This is a genomic window from Streptomyces sp. NPDC091292 (assembly GCF_044757265.1).
In the GTDB taxonomy this organism is placed as follows: Bacteria; Actinomycetota; Actinomycetes; order Streptomycetales; family Streptomycetaceae; genus Streptomyces.
On record NZ_JBIVUQ010000015.1, the window covers coordinates 1 to 16,658 of the forward strand.

A 16,658-nucleotide genomic window follows, 5' to 3' on the forward strand; every position below is an offset into this window, starting at 1 on the left:
GTTGGGGGTGTCGTGTGGTGCGCCTGCCCACGGCTAGGTGGGGGTGTGGGTTGGGGGTGTCGTGTGGTGCGCCTGCCCACGGCTAGGTGGGGGTGCGGGTTGGGGGTGTCGTGTGGTGCGCCTGCCCACGGCTAGGTGGGGGTGCGGGTTGGGGGTGTCGTGTGGTGCGCCTGTCCACGGCGAGGTGGGGGTGAGGGCGGGGGGCGTCGTGTGGTGCGCCTGCCCATAGCGGGTTGGCGGAGGGGGAAGGGCGGGGGAGTCCTGGTCACCGTGTGAGGTCGAGTTGCCGTCGTCCCCCGGGGGGAAAAGCATGGACGGGTGAGCCTCGCCTATCTTCGGTTTCCGCATGTTCATCGTGAGCGGCTTTGTTTTGTGGCCGAGGACGATCTCTGGGTGGCGCCGCTCGACGGGGACGGCCGTGCCTGGCGGGTCACCGTCGACCGGACCAAGGTCGGCCACCCCCGTTTCGCCCCGGACGGGCGGCACATCGCGTACACGACGTGGCGCAGCCTCGACCCGGAGATCCATCTCGCACCCGTGGATGGCGGCGCGGCACGGCGGCTGACGTACTGGGGCAGCGTCGACACCCGGGTGCGCGGCTGGTCGCCGCCCGACCGGGACGGGCACAGCGACATCCTCGCGGTGGCGTCGCACGGCGAGCCGTTCTCGTACCACACCTGGGCGTACAGCGTCCCGGTCGACGGTTCGCCGGGCGGCAGGCTGCCGTGGGGGCCGGTCACGGACATCGCGGTCGCCGGGCGGGACGGTGAGCGGCGCACCCTGCTGCTCACCGGAACGCCGCCGCACGAGCCCGCCTCCTGGAAGCGCTACCGGGGCGGAGCCACCGGACGGCTGTGGCTGCACGGCAAGCGGCTCCTCGCGGACCTCGGCGGCCACCTCGAATCGCCGATGTTCGTCGGGGACCGTATCGCCTTCCTCTCCGACCACGAGGGCGTCGGCAACCTCTACTCCTGCCGTCCCGACGGCACCGGTCTGCGCCGCCACACCGACCACGACGCGTTCTACGCCCGCAACGCCTCCTCCGACGGCTCCCGGGTCGTCTACCAGTGCGCGGGCGACCTGTGGATCGTGGACGACCTCGCCCCCGACTCCGTACCGCGCCGTCTCGACGTCCGCCTCGGCGGGCCGCGCGCCGGGCGGCGCCCGTACCAGGTGCCGGCGGCGCGGCACGTCGACGGGCTGTCCGTGGACGAGACCGGGCGGGCGTCGGCGGTCGTGGTGCGCGGCAGCCTGTACTGGCTGACCCACCGCGACGGCCCGGCCCGCACCATCGCGGACACCCCGGGCGTACGGGTCCGGCTGCCGGAGATGCTCGGCTCGGGCGGCCAGGTCGCGTATGTCACGGACGCCGAGGGCGAGGACGCCGTCGAGATCGCGTATCTGCCGCGCGCCTCCGGTGACCGGGAGCCGCGCCGGCTCGCCTCGGGCGATCTGGGCCGCGTCCTGGAGATGGTGTCCGACCCGGACGGCCAGCGGCTCGCCATCGCCGCGCACGACGGGCGGCTGCTGCTGCTCGACGCGAGCGAGGAGTCCACCGGAGAGGCGACCGAGCTGATCCGGTCCATCAACGGGCCCGTGCGCGACCTGGCGTTCTCGCCTGACGGGGCCTGGCTCACCTGGTCGCACCCCGGGATCGGCCGCTCGCTGCGCCAGATCAAGATGGCCCGGATCGAGGGGCCGGGCGCCCGTACGGTCGTGGACGTCACCAATGGGCGTTTCGAGGACGAGAACCCGGTGTTCACACGCGACGGCCGCTACCTCGCCTTCCTGTCCTGGCGCGGCTTCGACCCGGTCTACGACGTGCACACCGGCGATCTGTCGTTCCCGCTCGGCTGTCGGCCTTACCTCGTGCCGCTGTCGTCCGCGACCCCTTCGCCCTTCGCGCTCCAGCCCGACGGGCGGCCCGCCGCCGGGGGCATGGACCCGGTCGAGGGCGACACCGGGGACGGCACGGTGATGGTCGAGACCGAGGGCCTGGAGAGCCGGGTCACGCCCTTCCCGGTGTCCGCGTCCAAGTACTCGGCGCTCTGCCCGGTCGCGGGCGGCGGTCTGGTCTGGCTGCGCTGGCCGATCTCCGGCGCGCTCGGCGAGACCTTCGCCAACCCGTCCGACACCTCGGGCCGCCCCACCCTCGAACACTTCGACATCACCAAGGCGAAACGGACCGAACTCGTCACACACCTCGACTGGTTCGAGGTCAGCGGCGACGCGTCCCGCCTGGTCGTCGTCGACGACGGTGAGCTGCGCGCGGTGCCGTCCGCCGAACCCGGCGACAGCGACTCCACCGTCTGGATCGATCTGCGCCGCATCCTGCACGAGGTCGACCCGACCGCCGAGTGGCGCCAGGCGTACGAGGAGGCGGGCCGGCTGATCCGGGGCTACTTCTGGGAGCCCCACATGTGCGGCATCGACTGGCCCGCCGTACTCGCCCAGTACCGGCCCCTGGTCGAACGGGTCGCGTCCCCCGACGAGTTCGCCGACCTGCTGCGCGAAGTGCTCGGCGAACTCGGCACCTCGCACGCCTATGTCTCGGCCGCCCGCCGCAACGAGGGCCCGCCGCACTACCAGCGCGCCCAGGGCCTCCTCGGCGCCAACCTGGTCCGCAGGGACGACGGCTGGATGGTCAAACGCATCCTGCCCGGCGACTCCTCCGACTCGAAGGCGCGCTCCCCGCTGGCCGGCGCCGGCATCCGCGAGGGCGCCGTCCTCACCCATGTCGACGGCCGCCCGGTCGATCCGGTGGCGGGCCCGTTCCCGCTGCTCGGCGCGGCGGGCGGGACGACGGTGGAGCTGACGTTCCGGCCCGCCGAGGGCGAGGGCCGCTCCCGCCGCGTCGCCGTGGTCCCCCTCATCGACGAACGTCCGCTGCGCTACCAGGACTGGGTGGCCAAACGCCGTGAGGTGGTACGGGAGTTGAGCGGCGGCCGGTGCGGCTATCTGCACATCCCCGACATGGGCGGCTCCGGCTGGGCGCAGTTCAACCGCGATCTGCGGATGGAGGTGTCGCGCCCGGCCCTCATCGTGGACGTACGCGGCAACGCGGGCGGTCACATCAGTGAGCTGGTGGTCGAGAAGCTGACCCGCACCATTCTCGGCTGGGACCTCACGCGCGACGCGCAGCCCGTGTCGTACGCGTCGAACGCCCCGCGCGGCCCGGTCGTCGCCCTCGCCGACGAGGCGACCGCGTCCGACGGCGACATGATCACGGCGGCGTTCAAACTGCTGAAGCTCGGCCCGGTCGTGGGGCAGCGCACCTGGGGCGGTGTGGTCGGGATGACGGGCCGGCACCGGCTCGGCGACGGCACGGTGATCACGGTGCCGATGAACGCGGCCTGGCTGGACGAGTACGGCTGGTCCGTCGAGAACCACGGCGTCGAACCCGATCTGTCGGTGCTGCGCACCCCGCTCGACTGGGCGGAGGGCCGCCACGCCCAGCTCGACGACGCGGTCAGGCTCGCCCTGGACCTCCTGCTCCACCGCCCGGCGGCGACCCCGCCGGACTACACGGACGTACCGGACTTGGCCCGGCCGAAGCTGCCCCCGAGGTAGGCGCGGGCATGGTGGGGCCGCGCCCCCGGGACAGCCGTGCGGCAACCGTGTGGCAGCCGTGTGGTCCAGGACACGTACGAAACGGTTTCGTTTCGCTACGCGGTGGGGTACCTTCTAAGAGGTACGAAACCGTTTCGTACGGAGCTGGTTCCGGAAAGGGGATCCCATGGCCGAGGTCGCAACGGCGCGTCGCAGCCGGATCACCCCCGAGCGCGAGGCCGAGCTGTACGCGGCCGTGCTCGACATCCTCCGCGAGGTCGGTTACGACGCCCTGACCATGGACGCCGTCGCCACCCGCACCCGGTCCAGCAAAGCCACCCTCTACCGACAGTGGGGCGGTAAGCCGCAGTTGGTCGTCGTGGCGCTACGCCACCAGAAGCGACTGCATCTCGCCGAGGTCGACACGGGATCCCTGCGCGGGGACTTCCACACCATCCTCAACCGCGAGGACGACTGCCAGATGGAACAGAACTCGGCGTTGTTCCGGGGTCTGGCCATGGCGGTGCACACCGACCCCGAACTGCTGAGTGCGTTCCGCGAACTGCTCGTGGACCCCGAACTCGCCGAACTGGACCTGATCATCCGCCGCGCCGTCGAGCGCGGGGAGGTCAGAGCGGACAACCCCGCCCTGGGGTTCGTCCCGCACATGCTGATCGGCGCGTTCGTGGCCCGGGGCCTCATCGACGAGCGACCACCCACGCAGGCGTTCCTCGCGTCGTACGTCGACTCCGTGATCCTCCCCGCTCTCGGAGTCTGACCGCCGTAACCACCGCGCGCGTTCCACCCCGCGCGGGTCACATCCCTTCATACCTCCCCTTTGCTCCACTGTGCTCCACCTGACGCGACCGCTCACGTCGTCGGGCTGGTGAACCCTGCCCTCGCACCTCCACGACCTGACCGGGAGTACCCCTCCGTGGCCACATTCCTCTACAAACTCGGCCGGCTCGCCTTCAGGCGACGGCACTTCGTCGCCCTCATCTGGGTGGCCCTCCTCACGCTCGCGGGCGTCGGAGCGGCCAACGCTCCCGCCGCGGGCTCCACCTCCTTCTCGATCCCCGGCACCGAGGCCCAGCGCGCCTTCGACCTGCTGGAAGAGCGGTTCCCCGGATCGGCGGCCGACGGCGCCACCGCCCGGGTCGTGTTCCAGGCACCCGACGGCGAGAAGATGGCGGACCCGGCCAACAAGGCCGCCGTCGAGAAGGCCGTCAAGGATCTCGGCACCGGTTCCGAGGTGGTCAGCGCCACCGACCCGTTCAAGTCCAAGTCGATCAGCGAGGACGGCTCCATCGCCTACTCGCAGGTGTCGTACAAGGTCTCCGGGATGGAGCTGAAGGACGCCTCCAAGGACGCGCTCGAACACACCGCGCAGGACGCCCGGGACAGCGGGCTGACCGTCGAGATCGGCGGTGACGCGCTCCAGGCCGTGCCGGAGACCGGGTCCACGGAGATCATCGGTATCGCCGTCGCCGCGGTCGTCCTCGTGATCACCTTCGGCTCGCTCGTCTCCGCCGGACTGCCGCTGCTCACCGCGCTCATCGGCGTAGGCATCGGTGTCTCCTCGATCGGCGCCCTGGCGAACGTGCTCGACCTGGGCTCCACCACCTCGATCCTCGCGATGATGATCGGCCTCGCGGTCGGTATCGACTACGCCCTGTTCATCGTCTCCCGCTACCGCGCCGAACTCGCCGAGGGCAGAGAGCGCGAGGATGCGGCAGGACGGGCCGTCGGCACCGCCGGATCCGCCGTCGTCTTCGCCGGGCTCACCGTCGTGATCGCGCTCGTCGGACTCTCCGTCGTCAACATCCCGATGCTCACCAAGATGGGTATCGCCGCCGCGAGCACCGTCGTCATCGCCGTCCTCATCGCGCTCACCATGATTCCCGCGCTGCTCGGGTACGCCGGTAAGCGGGTGCGGCCGATGGGTGCGAAGGGCAAGCTGGCGGGCGGGAAGATCTTCGGGCGGGGGCGGAAGAACGCCGATGCCGCCGATGCCGCTGCCGTAACGGCCACTGGTACGCGTGCGGGTTCCGGTCCCGGTGCCGGTGAGGGCAAGCCCAACATGGGTACCCGCTGGGCCCGCTTCGTGGTCCGCCGCCCGCTCGCCGTCCTCCTCTTCGGAGTCGTCGCGCTCGGCGCCGCCGCCGTACCCGCCACCTCGCTCGAACTGGGTCTGCCCGACGACGGCTCACAGCCGGTGTCCACGACCCAGCGCCAGGCGTACGACCTGCTCTCGGAGGGCTTCGGGCCCGGCTTCAACGGGCCGCTCATGATCGCGTCGGACCTCAAGGGCGCCGCCGATCCGAAGGCCGCGGCGGACGAGGTCGTCGCCACGATCAAGGGTCTCGACGACGTCGTGTCGGTGTCCCCGCCGGTCTTCAACAAGGCCGAGGACGCCGCGATGATCACGGTGATCCCCGACTCCAAGCCGAGCAGTGTCACCACCGAGGACCTGGTGCACTCCATCCGGGACGCCGGCGGCACGCTCAAGGCCGAGCAGGGCGCCGACATCATGGTCACCGGCTCCACGGCCATGAACATCGACGTCTCGCAGAAGCTGAACGACGCGCTCGTGCCGTATCTGGCGCTGGTCGTCGGGCTCGCGTTCCTGCTGCTGATCGTCGTCTTCCGGTCGGTGCTCGTCCCGCTCAAGGCGGCCCTGGGCTTCCTGCTCTCGGTGCTCGCCGCGCTCGGCGCCGTCGTCGCCGTCTTCCAGTGGGGCTGGCTCGGCTCGCTGCTCGGCGTCGAGGAGACCGGTCCCGTGATGTCGATGATGCCGATCTTCATGGTGGGCGTCGTCTTCGGCCTCGCGATGGACTACGAGGTGTTCCTCGTGACCCGGATGCGGGAGGCGTATGTCCACGGGGAGCGGCCGGGGCAGGCGATCGTCACCGGGTTCCGGCACGGGGCCCGCGTGGTCAGCGCGGCGGCCGTGATCATGATCGCGGTGTTCGCCGGGTTCATCGGCTCCAGCGAGTCGATGGTGAAGATGATCGGCTTCGGTCTCGCCATCGCCGTCTTCTTCGACGCCTTCGTGGTCCGGATGGCCCTCGTGCCCGCGGTGCTCGCACTGCTCGGCGACAAGGCGTGGTGGCTGCCCAAGTGGCTCGACCGGGCGCTGCCCAACGTGGACGTCGAGGGCGAGGGCCTGAAGGACCTCGACCGCGACGGCGTACGGACCGGCCAGGACGATCCCGATGAGAAGCGGGAGCTGGTCAAGGTCTGAACCGAAGTCTGAGCCGAGGTCTCGACCGAGGTTCGGACACGTACCACCGGGGCCGCCGCCGGGCGGGGGCGCCCCCGGTCCGTACCGCCCGTGGGGACGGGGTCGGGTACGGGACGAAAAGGCCCGGGAACAGTGCGAGCGGCGCTGTTCCCGGGCCGTTCGGCTGTTCGGGTGGCGGCGTGTCAGTGGGTGACGGCCGCCGTCGCCGCGTAGGTGCGGCCGAGGAAGCGGATCAGGGTCTGGGAGTCGAACTCCAGCAGGGAGACACCCGACGAGGTGTGCAGCTCGACGATCGCCTGGACCCGGCCGCAGGGCCATATCCGTACGTCACCGCTGGTCGCGGGGGCGGTGAGGCCCTTCTCCAGGAGTTCGCGGTCGAAGGCCCAACCGCCCGGGACGGTCCCGAGGGAGGCCGGGAGGGTCATCCGGACTATGGGCGGATCGGCCTCCGGGTCGTAGATCAGGGCGACCGGGACGGTGCGATCCTGCGCTGCGGAGTCCGGGGAGTCCGTGACGACATGGGCTCGTGCGTGCTGCTCGACGGCGGACATCACCGGCTCCTCACACTTGTTCTGCGTGTGTCATCCAATGTCCCATATTTCCTCTTTATGTGGCTCCGGTGAGAGCGGTTATTTGTGTTCGCCTCGCTCTTGCAAGCCGTTCGCAAGAGGGCACTATCATCGAGCGGCTGAGCGCATCCACACGCCCCCGCCGTAGTCCCCGCCGTAGTCCCGTCGCCCCGGAACCGGAGCCCGCCATGCATGTCCCCGACGGATTCATCAATACCCCGGTCTCCGCGATCACCGGAGTCGTCGCGGCCGGCGCCGTCGCCGTGAGCCTGCGCGGGGCGCGGCGCGAACTGGCCGGACCGCCCGGCGTGGGTGGGGTCGGGGGGCTCGGCGGTGAGCGGACCGCGCCGCTCGCCGGACTCGTCGCCGCCTTCATCTTCGCCGTACAGATGCTGAACTTCCCGGTCGCCGCCGGGACCAGCGGCCATCTTCTGGGCGGGGCGCTGGCCGCGATATTGGTCGGCCCGTACACAGGGGTGCTCTGCGTCTCGGTGGTGCTGCTCATGCAGGGCGTCCTCTTCGCGGACGGCGGCCTCACCGCGCTCGGCGTGAACATCACGGACATGGCGCTGGTCACGACCGTCGTCGCGTACCTCGTCTTCCGCGGTCTGGTGAAGGTGCTGCCGCGCGGGCGCCGCTCGATCACCGCCGCCGCCTTCGTCTCGGCGCTCCTGTCCGTGCCGGCCGCCGCCGTCGCGTTCACCCTGATCTACGCGGTCGGGGGCACCGCCGACGTCTCCATCGGCAAGGTCGCCACCGCCATGGTCGGCGTCCACGTCCTCATCGGGATCGGCGAGGCCGTGATCACCGCGCTCACGGTCGGCGCCGTGATCGCCGTGCGGCCCGACCTGGTGTACGGGGCGCGGGGGCTGACCACGCCGCTGAAGCTGCGGATCGACGGCGAACTGGTGGACGCGCCCACCGCCGCCCCCACCCCCGTACCCGTCGCCGCCCGCTCGCACCGCAAGGTGTGGCTCGCCGGACTCGCCGCGTCCGTCGTCCTCGCGGGCGGCGTCAGTTTCTACGCGTCCGCCAGCCCCGACGGCCTGGAGAAGGTCGCCCACGACCAGGGCATCGACAAGAAGACCGAGGAACACCACACCGCCGACTCGCCGCTCGCCGACTACGGCGTCAAGGACATCACGAACACCCGCCTCTCCGGCGGCCTCGCGGGAGTCATCGGCGTCACGGTGACGGTGGCGGCGGGCACGGGGGTCTTCCTGCTGCTGCGCCGACGGGGCGCTGGCGCGGGGCTTGACCGGGTGGGGGTTGCGGGGGCCTCTCCCGTACCGGGGGTCTCGTCCGCCGACACCGACGGCCGTTGACATGGGTGCCGGACACGCTCACCGGCTGTATCGGCACGGGCATTCCGTCGTGCACCGGCTGGCGCCCGAGGTGAAGCTCGCCGCTGTGCTCGGGTTCGTCGTGGTGGTCGTGTCCACGCCCCGCGAGGCCATGTGGGCGTTCGGGGCGTACGCCGTGCTGCTCGCGGGGGTCGCGTACGCCGCGCGCGTACCCCCGGGGTTTCTGCTGAAGCGGATGCTGATCGAGGTGCCGTTCGTCGCGTTCGCCGTGCTCATGCCCTTCGTGGCGCAGGGCGAACGGGTCGACGTCCTCGGTGTCTCGCTGAGCGTGAACGGGCTCTGGGGCGCCTGGAACGTCCTCGCCAAGGGCACCCTCGGCGTCGCCGCCTCCGTGCTGCTCGCGTCGACCACCGATCTGCGCGCGCTCCTCCTCGGGCTCCAGCGCCTCAAACTGCCCCCGATGCTCGTCCAGATCGCCTCGTTCATGATCCGCTACGGCGATGTGATCACCGACGAGATGCGGCGGATGCGGATCGCCCGCGAGTCGCGCGGCTTCACCGCCCGGGGCGTACGGCACTGGGGTGTCCTCGCGAAGTCCGCGGGCGCCCTGTTCATCCGCTCCTACGAGCGCGGCGAGCGCGTCCACCTCGCCATGATCAGCCGTGGCTACGCGGGGTCCATGCCGGTGATCGACGAGGTCACCGCGGACCGTGGTCAGTGGGCGTACGCCCTTGCCCTGCCCGCCGCCGCGCTCGTCGTCTGCCTGCTCGGCTGGACCCTGTGAACCGCCCGCCGAGCCGTCTGCTGGGATGGACCCCGTGACCGTACCCACGCCGACCCCGCCGCCCCCGTCCCTCGACGTCGCCGGCCTCGCCTTCGCCTACCCCGACGGCCATCAGGCCCTCTTCGGCGTCGACCTCCGCGTCGAGCGCGGCGAACGCGTGGCGCTGCTCGGGCCCAACGGCGCCGGCAAGACCACCCTCGTCCTCCACCTCAACGGCATCCTCACCGGCGGCGCCGGCACCGTGCACGTCGCGGGACTGCCCGTCGGCAAGGAGCACATGGCGGAGATCCGGCGCCGCGTCGGCATCGTCTTCCAGGACCCCGACGACCAGCTGTTCATGCCGACGGTCCGGGAGGACGTCGCGTTCGGGCCCGCCGCCGCCGGGCTGAAGGGCGAGGAGCTGGCGGCACGGGTGCGGGAGGCGCTGGAGCGGGTCGGCATGGACGGCTTCGCGGACCGCCCGCCGCACCACCTCTCCTTCGGGCAGCGGCGCCGCGTCGCGGTCGCCACCGTCCTGGCGATGCGCCCGGAGATCCTGGTCCTGGACGAACCGTCGTCCAACCTGGACCCCGCGTCGCGCCGCGAACTCGCCGACATCCTGCGGACGCTGGACGTCACCGTCCTCATGGTCACGCACGACCTGCCGTACGCCCTCGAACTCTGCCCCCGCGCGCTCGTCCTCAGCGACGGAGTCATCGCGGCGGACGGCCCCACCGGCGACCTGCTCACCGACGACGACCTGATGCGGCGCCACCGCCTTGAACTGCCGTTCGGCTTCGACCCGCGCGCCGTGCGGTCCCTGGGCACGGGACCCGGCAAGTGAAGGTGCACGGCACGGTCGCCCCCGGCTTCGAACCCGTACGAGCCGCCTTCGCGCGCAACTTCGCCGAGCGCGGTGAACGCGGCGCCGCCGTCTCCGTGCACCACGCCGGACGGCACGTCGTGGACCTGTGGGCGGGCACCCGCGATGTCGACGGCGGCCCGGACGGCGCACCCTGGGAGCACGGCACCGCCCATATCGTGCGCTCCGCGACCAAGGGCGTCGCCGCCGCCGTACCGCTCCTGCTGCACCAGCGCGGACAGCTCGACCTGGACGCCCCGGTCGCCCGGTACTGGCCCGAGTTCAAGGCCGCCGGGAAAGACCAGGCGCTCGTACGCCACGTACTGTCCCACCGCGTCGGCGTGCCCGCGCTCGACCGGCCGCTGACGCCCGCAGAGGCCGCGGACCCGGACACCGGCGCCGCCGCGGTCGCCGCGCAGCGCCCCGCCTGGGCGCCCGGCACCGACCACGGCTACCACGCGCAGACCTACAGCTGGCTCGTCGGCGAGCTGGTGCGGCGTGTCACCGGGCGGGGCGTCGGGCGGTGGATCGCCGACGAGATCGCCGGGCCGCTCGGCCTCGACCTGTGGGTCGGCCTGCCCGACGCCGAGGTGGGGCGCGTCGGCCGGATCGGTCCCGTCGAGGCGCCCGCCGTCCCGGGCGTGCCGCGCGTCCGCGCCCGGCGCGCGGTCGCCGACGCGTACGCGGACCCGGGCTCCCTCACCCGCCGCGCCTTCGCCGCCATCAGCCCGTCGCCCGACGAGAACGACCCCGCGTACCGGCGCGCCGAGCTGGCCGCGTCCAACGGCATCGCGACCGCCGCCGCGCTCTCCCGCTTCTACGCGGCGCTGATCGGCGAAGTCGACGGCGCGGCACGCCTGTTCACGCCGGAGACCGTGGCGCTCGCGGCGACCGAGCAGTCCGCCGGACCCGACCGCGTCCTCGTCATCAACACCCGCTTCGGCGCCGGTTTCATGCTGCACGGCCCGGCGTCCCCGCTGCTCGGCCCGGCTTCCTTCGGCCACCCGGGCCGCGGCGGTCCCCTCGCCTTCGCCGACCCGTCGACGGGAACAGCGTTCGGCTATGTCACCAACGGCTTGCGCAAGTCGGTCACTTCGGATCCCCGGGCACAGGCCCTGGTCCAGGCGGTGCGTTCCGCCGTACGTTCCGTCGTATGAGTCATGCGGATCACTTGAGCGGTATGGGCGGCGGCGATGTCGGTGGTGCCGGCGCTGGTGGCGGTGGCCGGTTCGGCGGGTACGGGGTGCTGGTCACCGGGGCCGGGCGGGGGATCGGGGCGGCGGTCGCCCGCCGGTTCGCCGGTGAGGGCGCCCGGGTCCTCACCACCGATCTGGACCCGGACGCGGCGAAACGGGCCGCCGCGGAGCTGCGCGAACAGGGCGCCACGGCCGAGGGGCTGGCCTGCGATGTCGGGGACCGGGCGGCGGTCGAGGCGGCGGTCGCGCACGCCGTCGGCGCGTTCGGCTCGCTGGACGTGCTGGTCAACAACGCCTACGCCTGTCACCCCGACGCCCCGCTCTTCGAGGACGAGTCCGACGAGGTGTGGGCGCGCGACCTCGACACCACCCTCACCGGCGCCTACCGGTGCAGCCGCGCCGCGCTGCCGCATCTCGCCGCGTCGGGCCGGGGCGCGATCGTCAACGTCGGCTCCGTCAACGGCCTCCAGTCCTTCGGCAACCACGCCTACAGCGCCGCGAAGGCGGGCCTGATCTCGCTCACCCGCACCCTCGCCGGGCACGCGGGCCCGCGCGGGTCCGCGTCAACCTGGTCGCGCCCGGCACGGTCCGCACCGGGGCCTGGTCGGACCGGGGCGCCGACGTGGACGTACTCCGCGACGCGTATCCGCTGGGCCGCGTGGGCGAACCGGAGGACATCGCGGCGGCGGTCGCCTTCCTCGCCTCGCCGGACGCGTCGTGGATCACGGGCGTCACGCTCCCGGTCGACGGCGGCCTCACGTCGGTGAACACGGGCTTCCTGCGCCTGGCACCGTGACGGCGCGGGTGGTCGGTGTGTCGAGGTCGAGTGCGGGGGCGAGTTCGCGCCAGGCGTGGTCCGGGAGGGCGGCCGGGTCGGCGGTGAGGACCTGGAGGCAGACGTGGTCGGCCCCCGCGTCCACATGCTCCTGGACGCGCCGGCGGACGGCTCCGGCATCCCCGTACGCCACGATCGCGTCCACAAGCCGCCGGCTCGGGCCGCCCACGATGTCGGCGTCGCCGAAGCCGAGCCGGCGGACGTTCGCCTGCTGGTGCGGTGCCGCCGCGACATAACCGGCGACATGCGCCGTGGCCACTTCGCGGGCGCGCGCGAGATCGGTGTCGAGCACCACGGCCTGCTCCACGGCGAGGAAGGCGTCCGGGCCCATGATCCGGCGGGCCAGTTCGGTGTGCTCGACGGGCACGAAGTACGGGTGGGCGCCCCAGGTGCGTTCGGCGGCCAGCCGAAGCATTTTCGGGCCGAGCGCGGCCAGGACCCGGCGGGGAGCCGGATCCGGGACCGGGCCGTGCGCGGGCACCGCGTCCATGGCGTCCAGATAGGCCCGCATGGTGTGCACGGCTCGGCCCCGGGCCGGAACGGGATAGCCGTCCAGCTCGTGGACCGTGTCGTCCACGCGGTGTCCGCCCAGGCCCAGGACGTAGCGCCCCGGGAACGCCTCGCCGAGTGTCCGGGTCGCGGTGGCGGTGGCGATCGGGTCCCGGAAGGCGATGTTGGCGATGCCGGACGCGACGGTGAGGCGCCGGGTCGCCGACAGCAGAAGCCAGCCCTGCCCCACGGAGTCGCGGCCGAACGCCTCCCCGTACCAAATGGCCCCGTACCCCAACTCCTCGATCTCCGCGGCCGATTCCCTCACCCGCCCGGCGGGCTGTCCCTCGAAGGCGAAGGTCCAGATCCCGACGCGGCCCAGGTCCGCCTGGGCGCCGCCGTCCGTCATACGTCCTCCTTGTGCCGGTGTGCCGATCGCCGTTCCGGAGAAGCTCTCCGCTTCCCGCCCGGTACGATACGGAGATGTTCTCCGTTTGGCTATCCCGGCCCCGGCCGGCGACCGAAGGGTGGGTGCGATGACGACCGGACGCGGTACCGGCCCCGCGGCGGCTCCGAGGCGCACGGACGCGCGACAGAACCGGGAACGGCTCCTGGCCGCCGCGCGGGAGGTGTTCGCCGAAGCCGGACCCGACGCGTCACTCAACGAGATCGCGCGCCGGGCCGGGGTGGGCCCGGGAACGCTCTACCGGCACTTCCCGAACCGGCCGTCGCTGCTGACCGCCGTACTCGGCGACCGTATTCGGGTGCTCGGCGAGCAGGCGGACGCACTGCTGTGCGCGGAGTCGGCCGACGACGCGCTGGCGCGCTGGCTCGGCGCCTTCCTCGACCACGCCCGCGTCAACCAGGGCATGGGCGGCGCCCTGATGATCGAGGAGGCGGGAGGGATCGGCGTCGACTGCCACCGGCTGATCCTTGACGCGGCGGCCGGCCTGCTCGCGCGGGCCCAGGAGCGGGGATCGGCCCGCCCCGACCTGACCGCCGACGACCTGGTCCAACTCGTCGTGGGGATCGCCCTGTCCACGACGCGCGGCCACGATCCGGAGCAGCCCGGTCGGCTGCTGGTGTTGGTGCTCGACGCCGTCTTCGGGTCGTCGCGCGGGTCCTGATCGGTGGAGGTGGTGTCTTCGGTGGATCAGGGGCACGGCGGCCGGTCTCCTGGAGCGGCGCAGCGAAGGGGCTCGGCGCGGCCGGATTTGGTCGTTGACGACCTGGTCCAACTCGTCGTGGGGATTGCCCTGTCCACGACGCGCGGCCACGACCCGGGGCAGCCCGGTCGGTTGCTGGTGTTGGTGTTTGACGCCGTCTTCGGGTCGTCGCGCGAGTCCTGATCGGTGGAGGTGGTGTCTTCGGTGGATCAGGGGCACGGCGGCCGGTCTCCTGGAGCGGCGCAGCGACGGGGCTCGGCGCGGCCGGATTTGGTCGTCGACGACCTGGTCCAACTCGTCGTGGGGATCGCCCTGTCCACGACGCGCGGCCACGACCCGGGGCAGCCCGGCCGACTGCTGGTGCTCGTGCTCGACGCCGTCTTCAGGTCGCCGCGCGAGCCCCGATCGGCGTAGCAGGAGCCGGTCGGTGGCTCAACCCGTATGCAGCATCAGGCCGATGCCCGCGACCAGCAGCCCGGCCGCCGCGAGTCTCGGGGCGCCGAAGCGTTCCTTGAAGAAGATCGCGCCTATGGCCGCGCCCACGATGATGCTCGACTCGCGCAGTGCGGCGATCGGTGCGAGTGCGGCGCGGGTCCGGGCCCAGAGGACCAGACCGTAGGCGAGGACGGAGAGGGCGGCGCCGAGCAGGCCGAGCGCCGCGAACGGGCGTATCCGCGCGGTGAATTCACCACGCCAGCGCCACGCCGCGTACACCGGGACGGCGATGCCCTCCAGGATCATCAGCCAGGCGATGTAGCCGAGCGAGGTGCCGGACGTGCGGACGCCGAGACCGTCCACGACCGTGTACGCGGCGATGGACAGGCCGGTCGCCAGGGCCGCGCCGATCGCCGCCCAGTTCGGGCGCCGGCCGCGCAGCCCCCACACCGCGACACCGGTCAGGCCCGCGCAGGACAGGGCGATCCCGGCGGCCTGCCAGCCGTCCGGGACCTCGTCCGCGAAGACGGCCGCGAGCACCGTCACGACGAGCGGCGCCGTACCGCGCGCGATCGGGTACGCCTGCCCGAAGTCGCCCAGCTTGAACGAGCGCATCAGCAGGGCGTAGTACGCGATGTGGATCAGGGCCGAGACGATCAGATACGGCCAGGCCCCGGCCGCCGGAAAGGCGGCGAACGGCGCGATGAGCAGACCGATCAGGGTGCCGCCGCCCGCGATCAGCGTGAACCCGACGAGCTTGTCGGTGATGCGGTGCGCGATGGCGTTCCAACTGGCGTGCGTGACCGCGGCGAACAGGACCGCCGCGGTGACCAGAGGGGTCACTCGGACAACTCGCGGACGTCCACCACAGAGCCGCCCGCGTGGGCGATCAGAGTCTTGGGATCCATCGGGAACACGGTGTACGGGGTGCCCGCGGCGGCCCACACGGTGTCGTGGTCGAGGAGGGAGCGGTCGGCGAGTACGCGGGTACGGGTGCGGTGGCCGAAGGGGGGTACGCCGCCGATCGCGTACCCCGTCACCTCGCGCACCTGGTCCGCCTTGGCGCGGGTGACCTTCCCGGCGCCCAGTTCCCGCCGGACCAGCTCCACGTCGACGCGTGAGGCACCGTCCATCAGGACCAGGACCGGGACGCCGTCGGCCGCGAAGATCAGGGACTTGCAGATCTGGCTCAGCTCACACCCGATCGCCGCGGCGGCCTCGGCGGCGGTCCTGGTCGCCTCCGGGAACCGACGGATCCGCGGCAGCAGCCCGGAGGCGAGCCCGAGGTCTTCCAGCGCCTGGGCGAAACGGGGGTGGGCGGCGGGTTCTTGAACGGTCATGGACGTTCACGCTAGCTCCGTGAACGTGGGCTCGGCGACCCGGTTTCCTTTGCCCGCCAGCCGGTACCGGTAGAGCTGCCAGGCCACCGTCCCCACGATCAGGACGGAGAGGAGGGGCACGACCGGCCACGGGATGCCGGTCCACACGGCGGGCAGCCCCACACCCGCGCAGACGATCACCATGGTGATGAGCAGCGGTTTGCCGTACGAGCGCCAGGTGAGGGGCTCGTACCCACCGGGCCGCGCCACTCGCACCGCACCGAGCCCGATGCCGAGGGCCGCCAGAAGACCCAGGAACGTACCGATGGCGGCCGTCATCTGAGGCTCGTCGCGCGGCTTGTCGGAGGAGTTCTGCCGGACACCGTCCTTGCTGAGCACGGTGACGTCACCGCGCCAGACGGTACCGGTGACCTTGTCCCCGGCCCGCAGCGCCGTCAGCAGCGGCCCGGGGTCACCGAAGTCGACAACCCCGTTCCAGAAGGGAGCACCGGACACGGTCGCGGTGTAGCTGGAACTCCTGCCCGCGTTCTTGACGACCACCTTGTCCACGGTGAAGGAAACCGTCCGCAGACAGTCCTCCCAAGCCGCCGCCGCCACCCGCTCGGAACAGACCTGGGCACTCCCGTACTCCCGGAACTCCCGCCGGTCAGCGGGAAGCCACACAGAAAACACGAGATAGCACCCCACAGCAGGCACCAACGACAAAAGCACCACCCACATACGCCAAAATCGCCGCAAGACGTCCCCTCCCTCCAGGTCCCTTCACCATCCCTGGAAAGGACCAGGCAAGCAACGCCCCACCCAGGCAGCCCAAGCCCCCGTTGCATTGCCACACCCAGGAAACCGCGGACGCGAAATCCCCCTTCAGGGGCGCGGGGAACTGCGCAAGAAAACCAAGACGGACCC

Annotated in this window: 15 protein-coding genes and 1 pseudogene; 11 read left to right on the forward strand and 5 right to left on the reverse strand. The window is 72.0% G+C overall.

Features of this window, described 5'->3' with window-relative positions:
* The first annotated feature begins 318 nt into the window (after positions 1 to 318).
* From ACIQNU_RS31315 to ACIQNU_RS31325, 3 genes are all read left to right on the forward strand, one after another.
* Positions 319 to 3,570, forward strand: a complete 3,252-nt coding sequence (locus tag ACIQNU_RS31315; protein WP_401372866.1) for a S41 family peptidase — start codon at positions 319 to 321, stop codon at positions 3,568 to 3,570.
* Positions 3,571 to 3,736: 166 nt separating this feature from the next.
* Positions 3,737 to 4,327, forward strand: coding sequence for a TetR/AcrR family transcriptional regulator (locus ACIQNU_RS31320; RefSeq protein WP_401372867.1), 591 nt, complete (start codon positions 3,737 to 3,739; stop codon positions 4,325 to 4,327).
* 156 nt (positions 4,328 to 4,483) lie between these two features.
* Complete coding sequence (locus tag ACIQNU_RS31325; RefSeq protein WP_401372869.1) at positions 4,484 to 6,793, forward strand: MMPL family transporter; 2,310 nt, start codon at positions 4,484 to 4,486, stop codon at positions 6,791 to 6,793.
* A gap of 182 nt (positions 6,794 to 6,975) precedes the next feature.
* Here ACIQNU_RS31325 and ACIQNU_RS31330 read toward each other — a convergent pair whose 3' ends face one another.
* Positions 6,976 to 7,344, reverse strand: a complete 369-nt coding sequence (locus ACIQNU_RS31330; protein WP_401372871.1) for an SsgA family sporulation/cell division regulator — start codon at positions 7,342 to 7,344, stop codon at positions 6,976 to 6,978.
* 206 nt (positions 7,345 to 7,550) lie between these two features.
* Here ACIQNU_RS31330 and ACIQNU_RS31335 point away from each other — a divergent pair, with 206 nt between their 5' ends.
* The 5 genes and pseudogenes from ACIQNU_RS31335 (at position 7,551) to ACIQNU_RS31355 (ending at position 12,283) form a co-directional block, all read left to right on the forward strand.
* Positions 7,551 to 8,687: an energy-coupling factor ABC transporter permease gene (locus tag ACIQNU_RS31335; protein ID WP_401372872.1), complete on the forward strand. Its 1,137-nt coding sequence runs from the start codon at positions 7,551 to 7,553 to the stop codon at positions 8,685 to 8,687.
* A 1-nt stretch (position 8,688) separates the two neighbouring features.
* Positions 8,689 to 9,450, forward strand: coding sequence for a cobalt ECF transporter T component CbiQ (gene cbiQ / locus ACIQNU_RS31340; RefSeq protein ID WP_401372874.1), 762 nt, complete (start codon positions 8,689 to 8,691; stop codon positions 9,448 to 9,450).
* 25 nt (positions 9,451 to 9,475) lie between these two features.
* Entirely contained in the window at positions 9,476 to 10,273 is a 798-nt protein-coding gene (locus ACIQNU_RS31345) for an energy-coupling factor ABC transporter ATP-binding protein (RefSeq protein WP_401372876.1), read from the forward strand.
* Positions 10,270 to 11,448, forward strand: coding sequence for a serine hydrolase domain-containing protein (locus tag ACIQNU_RS31350; protein WP_401372878.1), 1,179 nt, complete (start codon positions 10,270 to 10,272; stop codon positions 11,446 to 11,448). Before ACIQNU_RS31345 ends, ACIQNU_RS31350 begins: the two co-directional genes overlap by 4 nt.
* Before the next feature lie 23 nt (positions 11,449 to 11,471).
* Positions 11,472 to 12,283 (forward strand): annotated as a pseudogene (locus ACIQNU_RS31355) (SDR family NAD(P)-dependent oxidoreductase).
* Here the strand turns inward: ACIQNU_RS31355 and ACIQNU_RS31360 are convergent.
* Positions 12,243 to 13,220, reverse strand: a complete 978-nt coding sequence (locus tag ACIQNU_RS31360) for a TIGR03620 family F420-dependent LLM class oxidoreductase (protein WP_401372879.1) — start codon at positions 13,218 to 13,220, stop codon at positions 12,243 to 12,245. The pseudogene ACIQNU_RS31355 and the gene ACIQNU_RS31360 sit on opposite strands and share 41 nt — an antisense overlap.
* Positions 13,221 to 13,347: 127 nt before the next feature.
* Here ACIQNU_RS31360 and ACIQNU_RS31365 point away from each other — a divergent pair, with 127 nt between their 5' ends.
* The 3 genes from ACIQNU_RS31365 to ACIQNU_RS31375 are packed head-to-tail and all read left to right on the forward strand — an operon-like array spanning position 13,348 to position 14,391.
* The gene (locus tag ACIQNU_RS31365; protein ID WP_401372881.1) at positions 13,348 to 13,938 is read left to right on the forward strand and encodes a TetR/AcrR family transcriptional regulator; all 591 of its coding nucleotides are present in this window, start codon (positions 13,348 to 13,350) and stop codon (positions 13,936 to 13,938) included.
* Between the two features lie 21 nt (positions 13,939 to 13,959).
* Positions 13,960 to 14,160 (forward strand): hypothetical protein, encoded by a 201-nt coding sequence (locus ACIQNU_RS31370; RefSeq protein WP_401372883.1) that lies wholly within the window; start codon positions 13,960 to 13,962, stop codon positions 14,158 to 14,160.
* Between the two features lie 21 nt (positions 14,161 to 14,181).
* The gene (locus ACIQNU_RS31375) at positions 14,182 to 14,391 is read left to right on the forward strand and encodes a hypothetical protein (RefSeq protein WP_401372884.1); all 210 of its coding nucleotides are present in this window, start codon (positions 14,182 to 14,184) and stop codon (positions 14,389 to 14,391) included.
* Between the two features lie 18 nt (positions 14,392 to 14,409).
* Here the strand turns inward: ACIQNU_RS31375 and ACIQNU_RS31380 are convergent, their stop codons facing one another.
* From ACIQNU_RS31380 to ACIQNU_RS31390, 3 genes are read right to left on the reverse strand one after another with little or no spacing between them, the layout of a single operon-like run.
* Positions 14,410 to 15,255, reverse strand: coding sequence for an EamA family transporter (locus ACIQNU_RS31380; protein ID WP_401372885.1), 846 nt, complete (start codon positions 15,253 to 15,255; stop codon positions 14,410 to 14,412).
* Positions 15,252 to 15,752 carry a YbaK/EbsC family protein gene (locus ACIQNU_RS31385; protein WP_401372887.1) on the reverse strand — a complete coding sequence of 167 codons (501 nt, stop codon included), beginning with the start codon at positions 15,750 to 15,752 and terminating at the stop codon, positions 15,252 to 15,254. The genes ACIQNU_RS31380 and ACIQNU_RS31385 overlap by 4 nt, the downstream gene beginning before the upstream one ends.
* Before the next feature lie 6 nt (positions 15,753 to 15,758).
* Positions 15,759 to 16,415, reverse strand: a complete 657-nt coding sequence (locus ACIQNU_RS31390) for a hypothetical protein (protein WP_401372888.1) — start codon at positions 16,413 to 16,415, stop codon at positions 15,759 to 15,761.
* Positions 16,416 to 16,658 lie beyond the last annotated feature (243 nt).

What these genes read in the sequence shown, in the direction of transcription:
- ACIQNU_RS31320 (WP_401372867.1), top strand. Translation starts at nt 3,737, where the DNA reads ATGGCCGAGGTCGCAACGGCGCGTCGCAGCCGGATCACCCCCGAGCGC.
- ACIQNU_RS31330 (WP_401372871.1), bottom strand. Translation starts at nt 7,344, where the DNA reads ATGTCCGCCGTCGAGCAGCACGCACGAGCCCATGTCGTCACGGACTCC.
- ACIQNU_RS31335 (WP_401372872.1), top strand. Translation starts at nt 7,551, where the DNA reads ATGCATGTCCCCGACGGATTCATCAATACCCCGGTCTCCGCGATCACC.
- cbiQ (WP_401372874.1), top strand. Translation starts at nt 8,689, where the DNA reads ATGGGTGCCGGACACGCTCACCGGCTGTATCGGCACGGGCATTCCGTC.
- ACIQNU_RS31345 (WP_401372876.1), top strand. Translation starts at nt 9,476, where the DNA reads ATGGACCCCGTGACCGTACCCACGCCGACCCCGCCGCCCCCGTCCCTC.
- ACIQNU_RS31360 (WP_401372879.1), bottom strand. Translation starts at nt 13,220, where the DNA reads ATGACGGACGGCGGCGCCCAGGCGGACCTGGGCCGCGTCGGGATCTGG.
- ACIQNU_RS31365 (WP_401372881.1), top strand. Translation starts at nt 13,348, where the DNA reads ATGACGACCGGACGCGGTACCGGCCCCGCGGCGGCTCCGAGGCGCACG.
- ACIQNU_RS31385 (WP_401372887.1), bottom strand. Translation starts at nt 15,752, where the DNA reads ATGACCGTTCAAGAACCCGCCGCCCACCCCCGTTTCGCCCAGGCGCTG.